This is a genomic window from Mesobacillus sp. LC4 (assembly GCF_053543455.1).
In genome coordinates this window covers 341,791-356,422 of sequence record NZ_JBGCUB010000001.1, presented here as the reverse complement: position 1 = coordinate 356,422, position 14,632 = coordinate 341,791, and the positions used below count along the sequence as shown (strand labels likewise).

18 protein-coding genes are annotated in these 14,632 nt (G+C 44.0%); 2 read left to right on the top strand and 16 right to left on the bottom strand.

What is annotated here, in order from left to right; translation table 11 throughout:
* Window positions 1-56: 56 nt before the first annotated feature.
* From AB5I83_RS01780 to accB, 8 genes are all read right to left on the bottom strand, one after another.
* Window positions 57-950, bottom strand: a complete 894-nt coding sequence (locus tag AB5I83_RS01780) for a polyprenyl synthetase family protein (protein ID WP_448972373.1) — start codon at window positions 948-950, stop codon at window positions 57-59.
* A 2-nt stretch (window positions 951-952) separates the two neighbouring features.
* A complete protein-coding gene (locus tag AB5I83_RS01775) occupies window positions 953-1,186 on the bottom strand; it encodes an exodeoxyribonuclease VII small subunit (protein WP_167831504.1) in 234 nt (77 codons plus the stop codon).
* Window positions 1,176-2,534, bottom strand: a complete 1,359-nt coding sequence (gene xseA, locus AB5I83_RS01770; RefSeq protein ID WP_448972371.1) for an exodeoxyribonuclease VII large subunit — start codon at window positions 2,532-2,534, stop codon at window positions 1,176-1,178. Before xseA ends, AB5I83_RS01775 begins: the two co-directional genes overlap by 11 nt.
* 139 nt (window positions 2,535-2,673) lie before the next feature.
* Entirely contained in the window at window positions 2,674-3,546 is an 873-nt protein-coding gene (folD, locus tag AB5I83_RS01765) for a bifunctional methylenetetrahydrofolate dehydrogenase/methenyltetrahydrofolate cyclohydrolase FolD (RefSeq protein ID WP_448972369.1), read from the bottom strand.
* A gap of 54 nt (window positions 3,547-3,600) precedes the next feature.
* Complete coding sequence (nusB, locus tag AB5I83_RS01760) at window positions 3,601-3,993, bottom strand: transcription antitermination factor NusB (protein ID WP_226085316.1); 393 nt, start codon at window positions 3,991-3,993, stop codon at window positions 3,601-3,603.
* A 1,040-nt stretch (window positions 3,994-5,033) separates the two neighbouring features.
* Window positions 5,034-5,444: an Asp23/Gls24 family envelope stress response protein gene (locus AB5I83_RS01755; protein ID WP_167831508.1), complete on the bottom strand. Its 411-nt coding sequence runs from the start codon at window positions 5,442-5,444 to the stop codon at window positions 5,034-5,036.
* A 15-nt stretch (window positions 5,445-5,459) separates the two neighbouring features.
* A complete protein-coding gene (accC, locus tag AB5I83_RS01750; protein WP_167831509.1) occupies window positions 5,460-6,815 on the bottom strand; it encodes an acetyl-CoA carboxylase biotin carboxylase subunit in 1,356 nt (451 codons plus the stop codon).
* Between the two features lie 12 nt (window positions 6,816-6,827).
* Window positions 6,828-7,334 (bottom strand): acetyl-CoA carboxylase biotin carboxyl carrier protein, encoded by a 507-nt coding sequence (accB, locus tag AB5I83_RS01745; protein ID WP_167831510.1) that lies wholly within the window; start codon window positions 7,332-7,334, stop codon window positions 6,828-6,830.
* A gap of 207 nt (window positions 7,335-7,541) precedes the next feature.
* Between accB and AB5I83_RS01740 the strand changes: the two genes are divergently transcribed.
* Entirely contained in the window at window positions 7,542-9,023 is a 1,482-nt protein-coding gene (locus AB5I83_RS01740) for a methyl-accepting chemotaxis protein (RefSeq protein ID WP_448972366.1), read from the top strand.
* 37 nt (window positions 9,024-9,060) lie between these two features.
* Here the strand turns inward: AB5I83_RS01740 and AB5I83_RS01735 are convergent, their stop codons facing one another.
* Genes AB5I83_RS01735 through spoIIIAA form a run of 8 tightly spaced genes read right to left on the bottom strand, consistent with a single transcriptional unit; the run spans window position 9,061 to window position 14,202 of the window.
* Window positions 9,061-9,606 carry a SpoIIIAH-like family protein gene (locus tag AB5I83_RS01735; protein ID WP_448972364.1) on the bottom strand — a complete coding sequence of 182 codons (546 nt, stop codon included), beginning with the start codon at window positions 9,604-9,606 and terminating at the stop codon, window positions 9,061-9,063.
* Between the two features lie 3 nt (window positions 9,607-9,609).
* A complete protein-coding gene (gene spoIIIAG, locus AB5I83_RS01730; RefSeq protein WP_448972362.1) occupies window positions 9,610-10,269 on the bottom strand; it encodes a stage III sporulation protein AG in 660 nt (219 codons plus the stop codon).
* Complete coding sequence (gene spoIIIAF, locus AB5I83_RS01725; RefSeq protein WP_167831514.1) at window positions 10,259-10,888, bottom strand: stage III sporulation protein AF; 630 nt, start codon at window positions 10,886-10,888, stop codon at window positions 10,259-10,261. The genes spoIIIAG and spoIIIAF overlap by 11 nt, the downstream gene beginning before the upstream one ends.
* 13 nt (window positions 10,889-10,901) lie before the next feature.
* Complete coding sequence (gene spoIIIAE / locus AB5I83_RS01720; RefSeq protein WP_448972360.1) at window positions 10,902-12,101, bottom strand: stage III sporulation protein AE; 1,200 nt, start codon at window positions 12,099-12,101, stop codon at window positions 10,902-10,904.
* A gap of 29 nt (window positions 12,102-12,130) precedes the next feature.
* Window positions 12,131-12,520 (bottom strand): stage III sporulation protein AD, encoded by a 390-nt coding sequence (gene spoIIIAD / locus AB5I83_RS01715; protein ID WP_173401223.1) that lies wholly within the window; start codon window positions 12,518-12,520, stop codon window positions 12,131-12,133.
* Between the two features lie 14 nt (window positions 12,521-12,534).
* The gene (spoIIIAC, locus tag AB5I83_RS01710) at window positions 12,535-12,741 is read right to left on the bottom strand and encodes a stage III sporulation protein AC (protein ID WP_009794945.1); all 207 of its coding nucleotides are present in this window, start codon (window positions 12,739-12,741) and stop codon (window positions 12,535-12,537) included.
* A 19-nt stretch (window positions 12,742-12,760) separates the two neighbouring features.
* Entirely contained in the window at window positions 12,761-13,276 is a 516-nt protein-coding gene (spoIIIAB, locus tag AB5I83_RS01705; RefSeq protein ID WP_167831516.1) for a stage III sporulation protein SpoIIIAB, read from the bottom strand.
* 2 nt (window positions 13,277-13,278) lie between these two features.
* Entirely contained in the window at window positions 13,279-14,202 is a 924-nt protein-coding gene (gene spoIIIAA, locus AB5I83_RS01700; RefSeq protein WP_448973862.1) for a stage III sporulation protein AA, read from the bottom strand.
* Between the two features lie 210 nt (window positions 14,203-14,412).
* Here spoIIIAA and AB5I83_RS01695 point away from each other — a divergent pair, with 210 nt between their 5' ends.
* Window positions 14,413-14,565 (top strand): hypothetical protein, encoded by a 153-nt coding sequence (locus AB5I83_RS01695; protein ID WP_167831517.1) that lies wholly within the window; start codon window positions 14,413-14,415, stop codon window positions 14,563-14,565.
* Window positions 14,566-14,632 lie beyond the last annotated feature (67 nt).

Genomic DNA, 14,632 nt, shown 5'->3' with positions numbered 1-14,632 from the left:
ACACTACCGTGCTAACAGCCAATTATAGCACACTATCGAATAATTCTCAATGACTGCTAATGATTGCGCAGTCCGATCAAATCAGTGATTTGATCAAGTAACCCAACATCAAGACCGCTATTGCCGAGGGATTCTTTCGCGCTTCGTAAGTGGTAATCAAGCGCTTCCTTTGCTCCCGCTATTCCAAGCAGTGCGGGATACGTGCTTTTTTCATTTGCTGTATCGCTTCCAACCGGCTTGCCGATCATTTCCTCACTGCCCTCAAGGTCGAGGATATCATCCCGTATTTGGAATGCTAGGCCTATATGATAAGCAAACTTTGACAGTATTTCCTTTTGCACGGCAGTCGCCCCGGCAATTTCAGCTCCGGCAATAATACTGTATTCCAGTAACTTACCCGTTTTGTTGATATGTATATATTCTAGCTCCTCCAGTGTGAGCTTCTTATTTTCACCTTCCATATCTGCAACCTGACCGCCCACCATACCATGAGCACCTGCAGCAGCTGACAGCCCTTTGATCAACGCCAGTTTAATGTTGGCTGGTACTGATTCTTCAGGAATTTCAGCTAGTAGGTTAAAACTTAATGTCAAAAGGGCATCCCCTGCCAATATGGCAGTGGCTTCACCGAATACTTTATGATTCGTCGGTTTTCCCCTTCTTAGATCGTCATCGTCCATACTCGGCAGGTCATCGTGAATCAAGGAATACGTATGGACCATTTCGATCGCCGCTGCTGCATCTACTCCATTTTCCGGATCCTTTCCGAATGCATCGATAACTGCGAAGACCAGCAGCGGGCGGATTCTTTTCCCGCCTGCTTCCAACGAATAAAGCATCGCCTTCGCGAGATTTTCCGGTGTCTCCAGGGCACCGACCGCCTCCCTTAACCGTTCCTCGACAAGAGCCTTATATTTACTGGTAAAAGAATTAAGTGAAATAGAATGCAATACTATTCCTCCTCGTTTATGGAGAAACCTTCAGTCCGTCCATCTTCAGTAATGATTTGGGCTAGTTGTTCTTCCACATTCTTTAGCTTATCATGGCAAAGTTTGGATAATTCCATTCCCTCTTTATAAAAAGAGATCGCTTCTTCCAAAGGCACATCTCCCTCTTCCAGCTTTTCTACAATGCTTTCAAGTTGATCCATTGCCTGTTCAAAACTCAGTTTTTTTTCATCTGCCATTGTTTTCACTCTCCTCGATATCTGTGACGATACATTGAATGCTTCCATCAGAAAGCTTTACGTTTATTTTCCGTTCAGGCTTCACCTGGTTGACTGTCTTTATCAGTTCCCCTTCGTCTGTGTACGCAAGACTGTAGCCACGGTCCATGATTTTCAGCGGGCTTAATGCTTCAAGCGTAGAAACGATACCGTTGAATTCTTTTCGCTTTTCAGACAAGACGGACGTCATCGCACGGTTCAAAGCTCTTGTTGTCCTTAAATGCCTGTCAGCTGAAAGCTTCCTCAGCTCTTCCGGGTGGCTTCGATCCAATCTCCGCTTCAACTGAAGAAGCGCATCATTTTTCGAAGAATACAATTTCCCAGCTCCGCGGGTCAGCGATTCTGTCAGCTTATCGACTTGCTCAAGCTTTTGCTCATACAGCTTCCTTGGATAGCGAAAAGCGTAAGACCTGATGAACCGCTGGTATCGCTCCTGCTGGAAGAACACTTTCTCCCTCATTGCTCGCATCAGCCTGGTTTCCCGGTTCATTACCCTTTCGATCAGTTCCTGGATATGAGGAACGGCCAACTCAGCCGCACCAGTTGGCGTCGGTGCTCTCATGTCTGCAACGAAATCGGCAATAGTGAAGTCTGTTTCATGGCCCACAGCAGATATAATTGGGATTTTAGAAGCAAAAATCGCTCTTGCTACGGACTCCTCATTAAAGTTCCAGAGTTCCTCAATCGATCCGCCTCCGCGTCCGATAATCAGAACATCAATGTCTTCCCTTTCATTTGCCTTTTCAATTGCTTTGACTATGGAAGGGCCACCCTGCTCTCCCTGTACCAGGGCCGGGAAAATGAGCACCTTGGTAATGGGATATCTTCTCTTGATTGTCGTTAGGATATCGCGGATTGCTGCACCAGTTGGAGAAGTAACGATTCCGACAGCTTTTGGATATTTTGGAATAGGCTGTTTGTATTGCGATGAGAAAAGGCCTTCCTGTTCAAGCTTTTTCTTAAGCTGCTCGTATGCGACAAATAAGTCGCCTACTCCATCGGTTTTCATTTCCTTAATGTATACCTGGTACTGGCCACTGCCTTCGTATACGGAAATATCTCCTCTAACCAGGACCTTCATGCCATTTTCAGGCTTGAACTTCATGGATCTCGCAGCACCCGCAAACATGACAGCAAGAATCCTTGCTTTCTCATCCTTAAGCGTAAAATACATATGTCCGCTTGAATGCCTTTTGAAGTTGGAGATTTCCCCTTTGATATAAACCCCTTGAAGATGCGGATCTGCATCGAATTTTCGCTTTATGTATTTGGTTAACGCGTTGACTGTTAGATAACGCTGATTATCCATTTAGAAACTCCTTTTTGTAAAACATTGATCTCATAAAAAAACTGCCCATACCCATTATAAATTTAGAATCCCGATTCGTCACTTAACATAAGTGGATTTTCAGTTTCTAACTTATAACAGATATGGACAGAATCACGCCTTATAGATTTGAGTTTTGAAGTCTATTCATATGGTTCTTTGCAGACTTCAACGTGTTATACATCAACATGGCGATCGTCATTGGACCGACACCGCCAGGCACAGGAGTGATATACCCAGCTTTTTCCTTGACCTCGTCATAAGCTACATCCCCGCAAAGCTTGCCTAGCTCGTTGCGGTTCATACCAACATCTATGACCACAGCCCCTGGCTTTACATGGTCAGCTGTAATCAAGTCCGCTTTCCCAACTGCAGCTATGATGACATCTGCCTGTTTTGTATATTCCTTTAAGTCTTTTGTCCTTGAATGGCAATATGTAACAGTTGCGTTTTCGTTCAGGAAAAGTTGGCCTGCCGGTTTTCCGACAATATTGCTCCTGCCAACGACAACCACATGCTTTCCGGCAAGATCCATCTCGATCTCCTTCATCATGACCATGACACCATATGGTGTGCATGGCAAAAAGGCATCCTGGCCAGTCATCATTCGCCCGATATTGATTGGATGGAAACCATCAACATCTTTATCAGGTGAAATGGCTTCAATCAGTTTCTTTTCACTTATATGTTCTGGAAGCGGAAGCTGCACTAAAATCCCATGAATCTCTTCATCCTTGTTGAGTTCATCAATTTTAGCCAGAAGCTCTTGCTCAGTAATGGAAACAGGATACTCAATCAAGACATTATGCATACCTAGTTCTCTTGCGGTTTTTTGCTTGCTATTGACATACGTTCTTGATGCCTGGTTGTCACCGACAAGAATTACCGCCAGACCCGGAGTTACTCCCTGTTTTTTCAACTCCTGGACCTGGTCAGCGATTTCAAGTTTCTTTTTTTGGGCAATTTCTTTTCCATCAATAATTATAGCAGCCATACTTTCTCCCCCTATATGATCAGGGAAGGTCCAACCTGCCTGCTCCCAATGGTCTTAGGAAATGCTCTGCTTTACTTTGGACAGAACACCATTAATGAATCGGCTGGATTGGTCATCCCCATATAATTTAGCAATTTCGATTGCTTCATCAAGAACGACATTCATCGGTACTTCATCGTTGCAATACTTCAATTCGTATACGGCGAGGCGAAGGAGATTCCTGTCAACGGCTGCAAGACGATCAAGTGACCACTTTTCTAAGTATACTTTGATCTCCTCATCAATTTCCTGCTGGTGCTCTACTGTGCCGTTCACAAGCTTGTTCAGATAATCATCTCCTGGCGCTTCTTCAAGCACATGCTCAATTGCGTCTGAAACCTCCACCTTGCTTATATCAATCTGGAATAAGGCTTGTAACGCCTTTTCTCGTGCTGTTCTTCTTTTCATTGAATTCCTTAGCTCCTTTATGGCTTGTCTGATTCTAACAAAATAATAGCATATCATATCTCTTTACGCATGATTTCCTATTATTTTTCACTTTTTAGAAAAAAGTTAATCAAAACAAACGTAAATAGTTCTTATAAGCTAAGGGAGTTTTAATGTTAGAATGTGTGCTGGGAGTAGTTTTGACAGCTTTTGCAGGTGAGCTTGGGATTTTGTCTTGAACTCGAGCTCACTTAGGACAGCTTTTTCTCTTCAGTACGAAATCTTGTCCGAACTTGGACCTCCTTCGGACAGCTTTCCCTCTTCCACACGAGATCTTGTCCGAACTTGAGGCTACTTCGGACAACTTTTCCTCTTCAGGACGAGATCTTGTCTGAACTTGAAGCTACTTCAGACAACTTTTCCTCTGCCGCACGAGATCTTGTCCGAACTTAAGGCTACTTCGGACAACTTTTCCTCTTCCACACGAGATCTTGTCCGAACTTGAGGCTACTTCGGACAACTTTCCCTCTTCCACACGAGATCTTGTCCGAACTTGGGGCTACTTCGGACAACTTTTCCTCTGCCGCACGAAATCTTGTCCGAACTTGAGCTTACTTCCGACAGCTTTCCCTCCTCAGCACGAGATCTTGTCCGAACTTGGGGCTACTTCGGACAACTTTTTCTCTTCAGCACGAGATCTTGTCCGAACTTGGGCTTACTTCGGACAGCTTTCCCTCCTCAGCACGAGATCTTGTCCGAACTTGGGGCTACTTCGGACAACTTTTTCTCTTCAGCACGAGATCTTGTCCGAACTTGGGCTTACTTCGGACAGCTTTCCCTCCTCAGTACGAGATCTTGTCCGAACTTGGGCCTACTTCGGACAGCTTTCCCTCTTCCACACGAGATCTTGTCCGAACTTGAGGCTACTTCGGACAACTTCTGCACAAACCATGAAACTTTGTCCTAACCCATATCTACTTAGGACAACTAAATCCTGAGCACTTGAAAAAACAGTACAAAAAAAACCAAAGGCATGCATATTTATGCCTTTGGTTTGATGGTTAAACTTCTTGTTCGATTTCTGGTTCTACTTTTTGGTTTTCGAACTGGACACCGACTACGTGGATATTGACTTCCGTTGCATCAAGTGCCGTCATGTTCAATAATGCCTGGCGGATATTGTCCTGGATTTTCTGCGCAACCACAGGAATCGATACACCAAACTTCATGACACAGTACACGTCAACCTTGATTCCTTCTTCGACTAGCTCGACTTTTACACCTTTGCCGTGGTTTTTCTTGCCAAGTCTTTCAACTACTCCTGCTGCAAAGCTGCCGCGCATTTGCATGACACCTTCTACTTCGGATGCAGCGATGCTGGCAATGACTTCAATTACTTCAGGTGCAATTTCCACTTTACCCAGGCCGTTTTCATCATGGCTCATTTCAAGTAAATTTTGCTGTTCACTCATGGCTAGAACCTCCTATTATTCTTCTGACATCACATCATACATTTCCAAGAATTTCGTATTGAACTGCCCTTCCACGAACTTTTCATGGTTGAGCAGCTTAAGGTGGAACGGTATGGTTGTGTGGATGCCTTCAACCACAAACTCACCAAGCGCTCTCTTCATGCGGTCAATCGCTTCTTCCCTGCTGCTTCCATAAGTAATGACCTTCGCGATCATTGAATCATAGTAAGGCGGGATTGTATAACCAGGATATGCCGCTGAATCTATTCTAACACCAAAACCGCCTGGAGGGAGATACATTTTGATTTTGCCTGCAGATGGCATGAAATTTTTCGCAGGATTTTCTGCGTTAATCCGGCATTCAATCGCCCATCCGTTGAACTGGACGTCTTCCTGCTTAAGGCTCAGCCTTTCGCCGGAGGCAATCTTGATCTGTTCCTTGATCAAATCGACACCAGTAACCATTTCAGTTACAGGATGTTCAACCTGGATGCGGGTATTCATCTCCATGAAGTAAAATTTGCGATTGCGGTAATCATATATAAATTCTACCGTGCCAGCACCTGTATAATCAACTGCTTTCGCTGCTTTGACTGCCGCTTCACCCATCTCGGCCCTGATTTCGCCATCAAGGGCTGGTGATGGTGTTTCTTCAAGCAGTTTTTGCAGTCGCCGCTGGATTGAACAGTCACGCTCTCCAAGATGGATGGTATGGCCGTAACTGTCTGCAAGTACCTGAATTTCTACATGGCGGAAATCTTCGATATATTTCTCGATATATACACCTGGATTTCCAAACGCCGTCATCGCTTCCTGCTGGGTAATATTGATTCCTTTGATCATCTCTTGTTCCGTTCTGGCAACACGGATTCCTTTACCGCCTCCGCCAGCCGTTGCCTTGATGATCACCGGGTAACCGATGTCATTTGCCAGGCTGACCGCATCCTCCGTGCTTTCAATGATTCCCTGCGAACCTGGCACAATCGGTACATTGGCCTGCTTCATCGTTTCCCTTGCAACATCCTTCGTCCCCATCTTTTGGATCGCTTCAGGGGATGGACCGACAAATGTGATATTACACTCCCTGCAAAGCTCTGCAAAATCAGCATTCTCGGCAAGAAAGCCGTATCCCGGATGGATTGCGTCACATCCTGTCAGCTTGGCTACGCTGATTATATTGGTGAAATTCAAATAGCTGTCCTTTGAAGCCTTTGGGCCGATGCAGTATGCCTCATCAGCAAGCTGAACATGGAGAGATTCCTTGTCAGCTTCCGAATAGACAGCTACGGATTCAACCCCCAATTCCCTGCAGGCACGGATGACCCGGACTGCTATTTCTCCTCTGTTGGCTATCAGTAATTTTTTTATCATCAATATCGCTCCTTATTCGGGCTTAACCAGGAATAAAGGCTGGCCGTATTCTACAAGCTGTCCATCTTTAACAAGAATTTCTACGATTTCCCCATTGACTTCTGCCTCAATTTCGTTGAAAAGCTTCATTGCTTCAACGATACATACAATCGAATCCTTGCTCACCTTCGAGCCCGTCTTGACATATGCATCCGCTTCAGGTGAAGAAGATTGATAGAAGGTCCCGACCATCGGTGAGACGATCTTATGTAAGTTGGATGTATCCTGGACTTCCTCCTGTTTCAATTCTTGGACCGCCGCTGCCTCTGCCTTTGGCTCTGGTCTTGGAGCTTCCTGCACGACCGGAGCCGGCTGTGGAGATGGTGCTGGAGCGGCTGGCTGTACATGCTCAACTACAGATTTAGCTTCTCCGCGCTTCTTCATTTTAATTTTTGATCCTTCAAATTCATATGAAAATTCGTCAATGCTTGATTGGTCTACTAGTTTGATTAATTCTCTGATTTCTTGTACTTTTAACATCTTTGGGCACCCCTTGTCCTTTTCGATTATTAAGACTAGATACTAATACTATACGATAATACCATGTAAAACTTCAATATGTAACAATGTTTCTTGTCTTCCTTCTCTATTTTAATATTTTCTGAAAAAAAAGTGAATTCATACGACAGGAATCCCAAAATTTCTATCGAATATTACATTAGCTTGAATATGAGGAGAATACAATTCATGAAAAATATTGAAGAAATTAAAAAAGAGGATTTGGAAAGGAAAAATTCTTTAATCGTCAAAGCCACTCTCGTATCTGTCATTTTGGCGGCAGTAGTTGATATTGCCATGCAGAAAGAACTTGCCGTAATCCTCTCCATCATCGCCGGCGGGGGTGCAGGGGTAGCAGCAGTTGCATTGCTCCACTATACAAAAAGGTTAACAACTCTCATTCCTTATCTTTCCGTTGTTATCGTTTCTGCGGTTTTGTTCCTGATCATGGAAACTAGCGTATCGCCAACCGCCTATACCCTTCTTTATTTCATCCTTGCTACAGCAGCAATCTATATGGACAGGAGATTGCTATTCCTGGCATCTGGTCTTGGATTTATGATCATCTCCTTGTTCACATGGCTGCATCATGACTCGCTGCCGCTGGAAACAAAAAACTATGTAACAATCTATCTTTTGTACATGCTGGTCACCGTTATGCTCGGCTTTCAGTTTTCCATTTCTAAAAAGCTTTCTCAAACGATTGAGTCTGCAAAGCTGGATACGGAGAATCTATTAAACAAGGATTTAGAGACAAGGGCAGTAATCGAAAGTAATACAAGAAGCATCGCAAACCTGATTGATGACGTAAAATTCAAGAGTAAGGAAAATTATCAATCTTCAAAGGAAATGACACAGTCTGTCGCAGAGATTTCTGCAGGAATCCATCTCCAGTCAGATTCAGTCGTGGACATTACTCAATCTCTTGAAAAAACAAATCAGGTCATCACCAGGACATCAACCCTTGTCGAAAAGCTGCATCATGACGCAATGGCTGCTGAAAGGGTTTCAGATAAAGGTGATGATCTAATGTCCAATCTGATATCAGAATTGACAGCATCGTATGAAAACATGCAGAATGTCAATTCACACATTCTATCTCTTTCCGCGCTGATTAAAGAAACAGTTAACTTTGCAGCAGATATCCAGGGAATCGCATCCCAGACTAATTTGTTAGCACTGAATGCATCCATCGAAGCTGCTCGTGCCGGAGACAGCGGCAAAGGATTCGCTGTCGTTGCAGAAGAAGTAAGGAAGCTTGCGGACATCACCAGTCATACAGCGACCCAGATTACCGAAAACTTAACAAACGTCATGAGCGATACCTCCAAAACAAAGGGAGGAGTCAACCTAACCGCTGAAAAACTGACACAGAACCTTGAACTAGCAGCAGAAACAATGGAAGCATTCCAATTAATTCATCAAACTTTCAAAGATTTAAAGGGTGATATATCTGAGCAGGAAGAACTGATAAAGACAATCGTGGATTCTTCGATGGCGATCGAAAGTTCCATTACCGGCTTCAGCTCCGTCATCCAGCAGGCAAGCGCGGCGTTGGAAGAGATTTCATCAGCTGCTTTATCTCAAAGTGAACATCATGAACAATTATTTAAATCTGTGGAAGCAGCACACCAATCATTAGATAACCTGATCAAGCTGCAAAATAAATAAAGGGAAGGCGATGAGCCTTCCCTTTTGCATTTCCCCATTACTTTACTGGCTCAAATTGAACTGCTACATTCTGCAGGGAGCCTAGCTCTGTACGAACCATCTGGATGATTTCGTTCGCGGCTGATTTTGAATGTTCCTGAGCTTTTACTGTGATCCGGACATTCTCTCCGTCCGCACGTACAAGGGCATCTTCATAACCCATGGACTTGATCAATGTCTCAAGAGTGAATTCTTTTTGAGCTACTTCATCAAGCTCGTTCATCTTCTCAATTGCATCGCTGCGGTCTTGAGCTGGCAGGTCAGTGGAAGCGACGATTGACTGAAGGTCTTCCTTCATTTTCGTGCGTTGTTCTTCAAGCTTCATGCGAAGTGCTTCGAACTTTTCATCACTTGCAATGCCAGAGATCACTGTTTTTCCATCCTTGGATTCAGTTGCTGCCGTTTCTGTTCCTTCAGCCTTCTGTTCTTCTACACCGGCCAAATCCGATTTTTGCTGTTCAGGTGCAGTGATATAATACACCGATAACACCACTACAAGACTCAACATTGTCAATAGCCACACTGTTTGCTTTTTTAATAACATTTATTATTCCCCCTTAGATTTTTTAGGCATGACTGCCACCCGGTGATTCGGAACATCCAAAGCCCTGGTGACGGCCTCGATAATCCATTTTTTCACTTGTATATTCTCAGCGCCCTTTGCTACCACTAGGACACCTCTGATTTCTGGTTTCTTGGTCTCGAGAACGATTGGAACCTCTTTTTCGCCGTTGCGGATGATGACCAGCTGTTCATCTTGTGAAGCATCCTGAACCTTACGTTTACCGCCTTCACGGTCGGTTTCATCCGTCGTCTGTGACTGGATGACCGTATTCTTCTCAAGAACCTTCTTGTCCGTAGCATCCACGTTTACAAAAACGGTGACCTCACCGACCCCATTGATTCCTTCCAGCATCTCGGTCAATTGGGCTTCATATGCTTCTTCATACTCGGAAATGACGTCATTCCCTGCCGATTTCTTTTGCCCGAATACGGCAGCATCCTCTTCAGCTCCTGATTCCTTCGAAGCTGTAACTGCCATTTCAGGTTTCTGGTCTCCAAGGATATTGCCTATGAGCATGATGGCTGCGCCAAACAAGACGACAATCATTAAGTATTGGTATTTGCCAGATTTCTTTTCTGGCGGCCCGTCTTTGCTGTTCAATTGCTTCTTAAGCCAGCTTAGGGGACCTTTCTCATTGTCCATGCTCGTCACTCCCCCCTTCTATCATGATTTGAATTGATTTTTCAGGAACATTCCATTTCTCTGACAGAAGAGAAGATATTTGATCTGTATTCTGAGAGGTTTGTTTTGATGGAAGGGGTGCGTTCGTATCAATTTCTACTTCTCTTACTACTGCCACAGTCTCTCCCTCATCTTCGGCTTTTTTCAGGTGCACGATGACATACTCCAGGTTTTCAGGGAAAGGCCGCTGATCCTGATCATTTACTTCAAGCTCGATATTAGCAATCTCCATTCCTTGCTGCTCCATCAACTCCTCCTCTGCGGCTGTTTTCAATTGGACAGCCATTGTTTCTAAAATATATGCATGCTGGGATGCTTGTATTTCTTTTTTCTGAAATTCTATTGAATTTTTTATCTTTTCATCCTCAAAACTATTGAATTGGCCCATTGAAGCGATTGCTGTTTCAAAGTCAGAAGTGAATAATTTCATCACTGGAGACAGGATGATGGCGATCAAAATCAAGCCTGTAACGATTTTCGTATATTTCTGGAAACTCGAGTTTGGCAGAAGCATGTCAAGGACAGTAGCCAGGAGTATGAAGATGATAATATTGGTAATCCATTCTTTTATAAAATCCATTCCTTCTCCCTCCTTACCTCACCATCATCGTAAGATTTCCAGCGGCAATAATCACAGTGATTGTCAGGAAAAACATCAGGGAAACAATCCCCAGGGCTGCAAAAACATAGATGATGCTTTTGCTGATGATGTCCAGACAAGTAATGACCGGTCCGCCACCTAAAGGCTGCAGGATGGCAGCAGCAAATTTATAAATAAATGCAACCATAAGGATCTTTACTGCTGGAAACGCGGCAATGATCAACAGAATCGCTACACCTGCGATACCGACTGTGTTCTTAAGCAGCATCGATGCACTGATGACCGTATCCGTCGCATCCGTGAATACACGGCCGATTACCGGGACAAAATTGCCAGTGATGAATTTTGCCGTCTTGACCGTGACTCCATCCGTTACCGCTGAAGATGCCCCCTGAACAGAAATGACCCCAAGGAACACTGTCAGTAAAATCCCCAGAAGTCCGACACTCCAATTACGGAGCATGCTGGCCAGCTGTGTGACCTTGTATTGCTCTGACAATATGCTGACGATACTTAACAGTGTTGATAGGAATAAGAGCGGCAGCACTACATATTGAATGAACATGCCGCTTGTGTTCATCATGAAAAGGATGACTGGATGAAAGAAAGCTGCGGATATCAGCCCTCCTGATGTAGCCATCAGTGCCAGGAGCAGCGGGATCAATGCCAGGATGAATTGAATCATCGTCCCGATTGCGTCATTTGTATAATCAACCACGACGTGAAAGCTATTAAGCGCTATGATGATCAAAACCATAAACACAATCGAATAAGCAACCTTGCTGATGGTGCTTTTTTCAAAAGAATTCTGCAAGGCCTGAAGGAACATGCTGAAAACAGTTAGCAAGATTAGGGAACCCAATAGTTTCCCATTGACGATAAACTCATGGAAAGCGAAATTCAGGATCCCTTTGAACCATTCTTTCAGCGAAAACTTTTTTTCACCGCTGATAAAATCATATAGACTGCCTTTCTGGCTTACTGGTAAATATCCATCGTATTTGTTGATAATATCCTCCCAGAATCCTTTAAGTTCATCGATATTCAAATCCTCAAGCTGGGCACCGGCGATTTTATCTGGATTGATCAATGTGTTGGCTGCTTCTTCGTCACCAGCAGCTTGTACACCCGGAATGAAAAAAAATAACTGGATCAATACAATGCCAAGTATGAACTGCAAACGCTGCTTCAACTATATTCACCTCTTTAAAAAGCTCGCGATCAGCCTGGAATCAAGCGAATGATTGTTTCGATCATGACTGTGAGAATCGGAATGGCCATGGCGAGAATTAGAATTTTACCGCCTAATTCAATTTTGGAAGCTATAGCCCCCTGCCCTGCATCCTTTGTGATCTGTGCAGCGAATTCGGCTATATAGGCAATTCCGATGATCTTAAGGATCGTTTCTACATAGACAAGATTTACCTTGGCATTTGCCGCCAGCTTCTGGATCATTGAAATGATCTGATATATTTGGTCTACCAGAAATAAGAAGATTGCTGAACCCGTGAACACGATGAGCAAGAAAGCAAAGTTTGGCTTTTGTTCCTTAACAATGAGGGCCAGGAAAGTCGCGATCAGTGCTACACCTGTTATTTGAAGGATCTCAATGGCAAAGCCCTCCCCTACCCTTGAAATAGGAATACTGATTTAATTTTTTGAAAGAGGTCGTCGACAATAGAGGCAACCATGAAAAGGATGTAAATGAACCCAAATAAGGTTACCCACTGGGCATATTCCTTCTTTCCCACCTGATCGAGTATAGTGTGCAAAAATGCTACGACGATGCCTACCCCTGCGATTTTAAAAATAATATCCACTTCAAGACCCATCTTGTCCTCCTCCTAAACGCTACATCAGTAAGATGATTAATAATAAGCCTGATAAAAAGCCGATACTTTTCACCATTTTTTCGTATTTCATTTGTTTTTCGCAGGCATCCGCTTCTTCTCTTTCCAGATGGGAGATCGTCAGCAGGATCTGTTTTTGCTGAGAATGACGGTCATGCCTGCCGAGCGTCTCACCAAATTGTTTCATGATCTCGAACTCTCCCTGTTTAAATGCGGTCATTTTCCAGACCTCTTTCAGGCTGTCTTCCCACGCGGCTTTTACCGTCGTATCAGATTCTGTCAGCTTTTTAGAAAAAGATTCAAAGAACCAGGATAAAGGCTTGGACATCTGTGCAGCCAGCTTTCTTGAGGCATCATGGAGCGGTGTATGGCCGTACATGATTTCAGCCTCCAAGGATTGCAGGGCTGACTTCAGAAGCCGAAGCTGCCTTGGACGCTCGCTAAGGTGTCTGGAAGCCTCGAAACCTGTCCAAGTCGTTGCCAGGATAATCAATATCGCACCAATTATTTTGATCATTTTTATGTCACTCTCACTTTATGGCGCATTTCTTTGCCGTTGGCTTCTCTGATTGCGGTGATGGTTCCCGGGCCAGAAATTCTTCCGAGCTCCACAAATCGATCAAAAATCCCCATCTCAAGGATTGGTTTCAAAGTTGGCCTTTTTTTGATATCCTCGAGCGAATCTCCATGGGTAGTCATGATTAATTTAATGCCTGCGTTAACGGCTTCAAGAATCGCTTCTCCGTCTTCCTTTCGGCCTATTTCATCAACAACCAGGACATCCGGGCTCATCGAGCGAATCATCATCATCATCCCCTCGGCCTTCGGGCAGGAATCCAGGATATCTACTCTAGGTCCGAATGTAAGCTGTGGGACTCCCTTCACGCATCCAGCTATTTCTGATCTTTCATCCACAATGCCCGCCTTAAGAGGAGGCAATTTTTTACTTGGAACTCCGCTTGAGATCATTCTTGCTATATCCCTGAGCAGCGTTGTTTTTCCTGTCTGTGGCGGCCCGATGATCATCGTATGCTTCCAGCCATTCTCATAAATATAAGGAAGCAAAGGCTCTGCAATCCCAATTTTTTCCCTCGCAATCCGGAAATTAAAGGATGATATATCCCGAATTGCTTTTACAAAGCCATTTTCAAGAATTACCTTGCCTGCCAGTCCGACACGATGGCCTCCGGCAATAGTGATATAGCCTCGCTTTAATTCTTCCTCCAATGTATACATAGAAAAATGCCCTAGCTTGTTCAACAGCTGGACAGCATCCTCAGGCGGAATGATATACGGCAGGAATTGAGGTTTTCCTCTTACCGTTATTTCAAGCGGCCTGTTAATCCGTATCCGCACTTCTTCCATCCCATCTTGATCATTAGGAGGAACTGCATCCAGCAATTCGGCAATTCGTTTCGGCAAAAAAGATAAGATATCCTCCATCATTAATCCTCCTGACAATACGCTTACTTAATATGTATGCCTGCTTGGACACTTTATGACGAGCAGATTCGTGATTGGCTGAGACGCAGATTTGTTTTGTGATGGTTTAAAAATGATATCCAGGTGTTGATAGGTTAGGAACTGTCTTGACACAGAGGAAATAATATCGCTTTTAATCGAAAAGAATAGTAATGAAAGGAGTTGATAAAGATGAATAATGATCACCAGAAGTTCCAAAAAGCACAGAGAGCCGACCGTGCTTCCTACCTTGGAGGCGGAAGAAGTCCTAAGGAATCGCCGACTAATGATACAAAATACAATAATAAGAATGACACGGACAAAGCACCTGGAGCCGGAGAGTAAGTTCTTTCTATATCCTCTTATCCATTCCATGCTTTTTTCTATGAACGTTATTTGTTTCTCCAAGCCG

What these genes read in the sequence shown, in the direction of transcription:
- AB5I83_RS01775 (WP_167831504.1), bottom strand. Translation starts at nt 1,186, where the DNA reads ATGGCAGATGAAAAAAAACTGAGTTTTGAACAGGCAATGGATCAACTT.
- xseA (WP_448972371.1), bottom strand. Translation starts at nt 2,534, where the DNA reads ATGGATAATCAGCGTTATCTAACAGTCAACGCGTTAACCAAATACATA.
- folD (WP_448972369.1), bottom strand. Translation starts at nt 3,546, where the DNA reads ATGGCTGCTATAATTATTGATGGAAAAGAAATTGCCCAAAAAAAGAAA.
- nusB (WP_226085316.1), bottom strand. Translation starts at nt 3,993, where the DNA reads ATGAAAAGAAGAACAGCACGAGAAAAGGCGTTACAAGCCTTATTCCAG.
- AB5I83_RS01755 (WP_167831508.1), bottom strand. Translation starts at nt 5,444, where the DNA reads ATGAGTGAACAGCAAAATTTACTTGAAATGAGCCATGATGAAAACGGC.
- accC (WP_167831509.1), bottom strand. Translation starts at nt 6,815, where the DNA reads ATGATAAAAAAATTACTGATAGCCAACAGAGGAGAAATAGCAGTCCGG.
- accB (WP_167831510.1), bottom strand. Translation starts at nt 7,334, where the DNA reads ATGTTAAAAGTACAAGAAATCAGAGAATTAATCAAACTAGTAGACCAA.
- AB5I83_RS01740 (WP_448972366.1), top strand. Translation starts at nt 7,542, where the DNA reads ATGAAAAATATTGAAGAAATTAAAAAAGAGGATTTGGAAAGGAAAAAT.
- AB5I83_RS01735 (WP_448972364.1), bottom strand. Translation starts at nt 9,606, where the DNA reads ATGTTATTAAAAAAGCAAACAGTGTGGCTATTGACAATGTTGAGTCTT.
- spoIIIAG (WP_448972362.1), bottom strand. Translation starts at nt 10,269, where the DNA reads ATGGACAATGAGAAAGGTCCCCTAAGCTGGCTTAAGAAGCAATTGAAC.
- spoIIIAF (WP_167831514.1), bottom strand. Translation starts at nt 10,888, where the DNA reads ATGGATTTTATAAAAGAATGGATTACCAATATTATCATCTTCATACTC.
- spoIIIAC (WP_009794945.1), bottom strand. Translation starts at nt 12,741, where the DNA reads ATGGGTCTTGAAGTGGATATTATTTTTAAAATCGCAGGGGTAGGCATC.
- spoIIIAB (WP_167831516.1), bottom strand. Translation starts at nt 13,276, where the DNA reads ATGATCAAAATAATTGGTGCGATATTGATTATCCTGGCAACGACTTGG.
- spoIIIAA (WP_448973862.1), bottom strand. Translation starts at nt 14,202, where the DNA reads ATGGAGGATATCTTATCTTTTTTGCCGAAACGAATTGCCGAATTGCTG.
- AB5I83_RS01695 (WP_167831517.1), top strand. Translation starts at nt 14,413, where the DNA reads ATGAATAATGATCACCAGAAGTTCCAAAAAGCACAGAGAGCCGACCGT.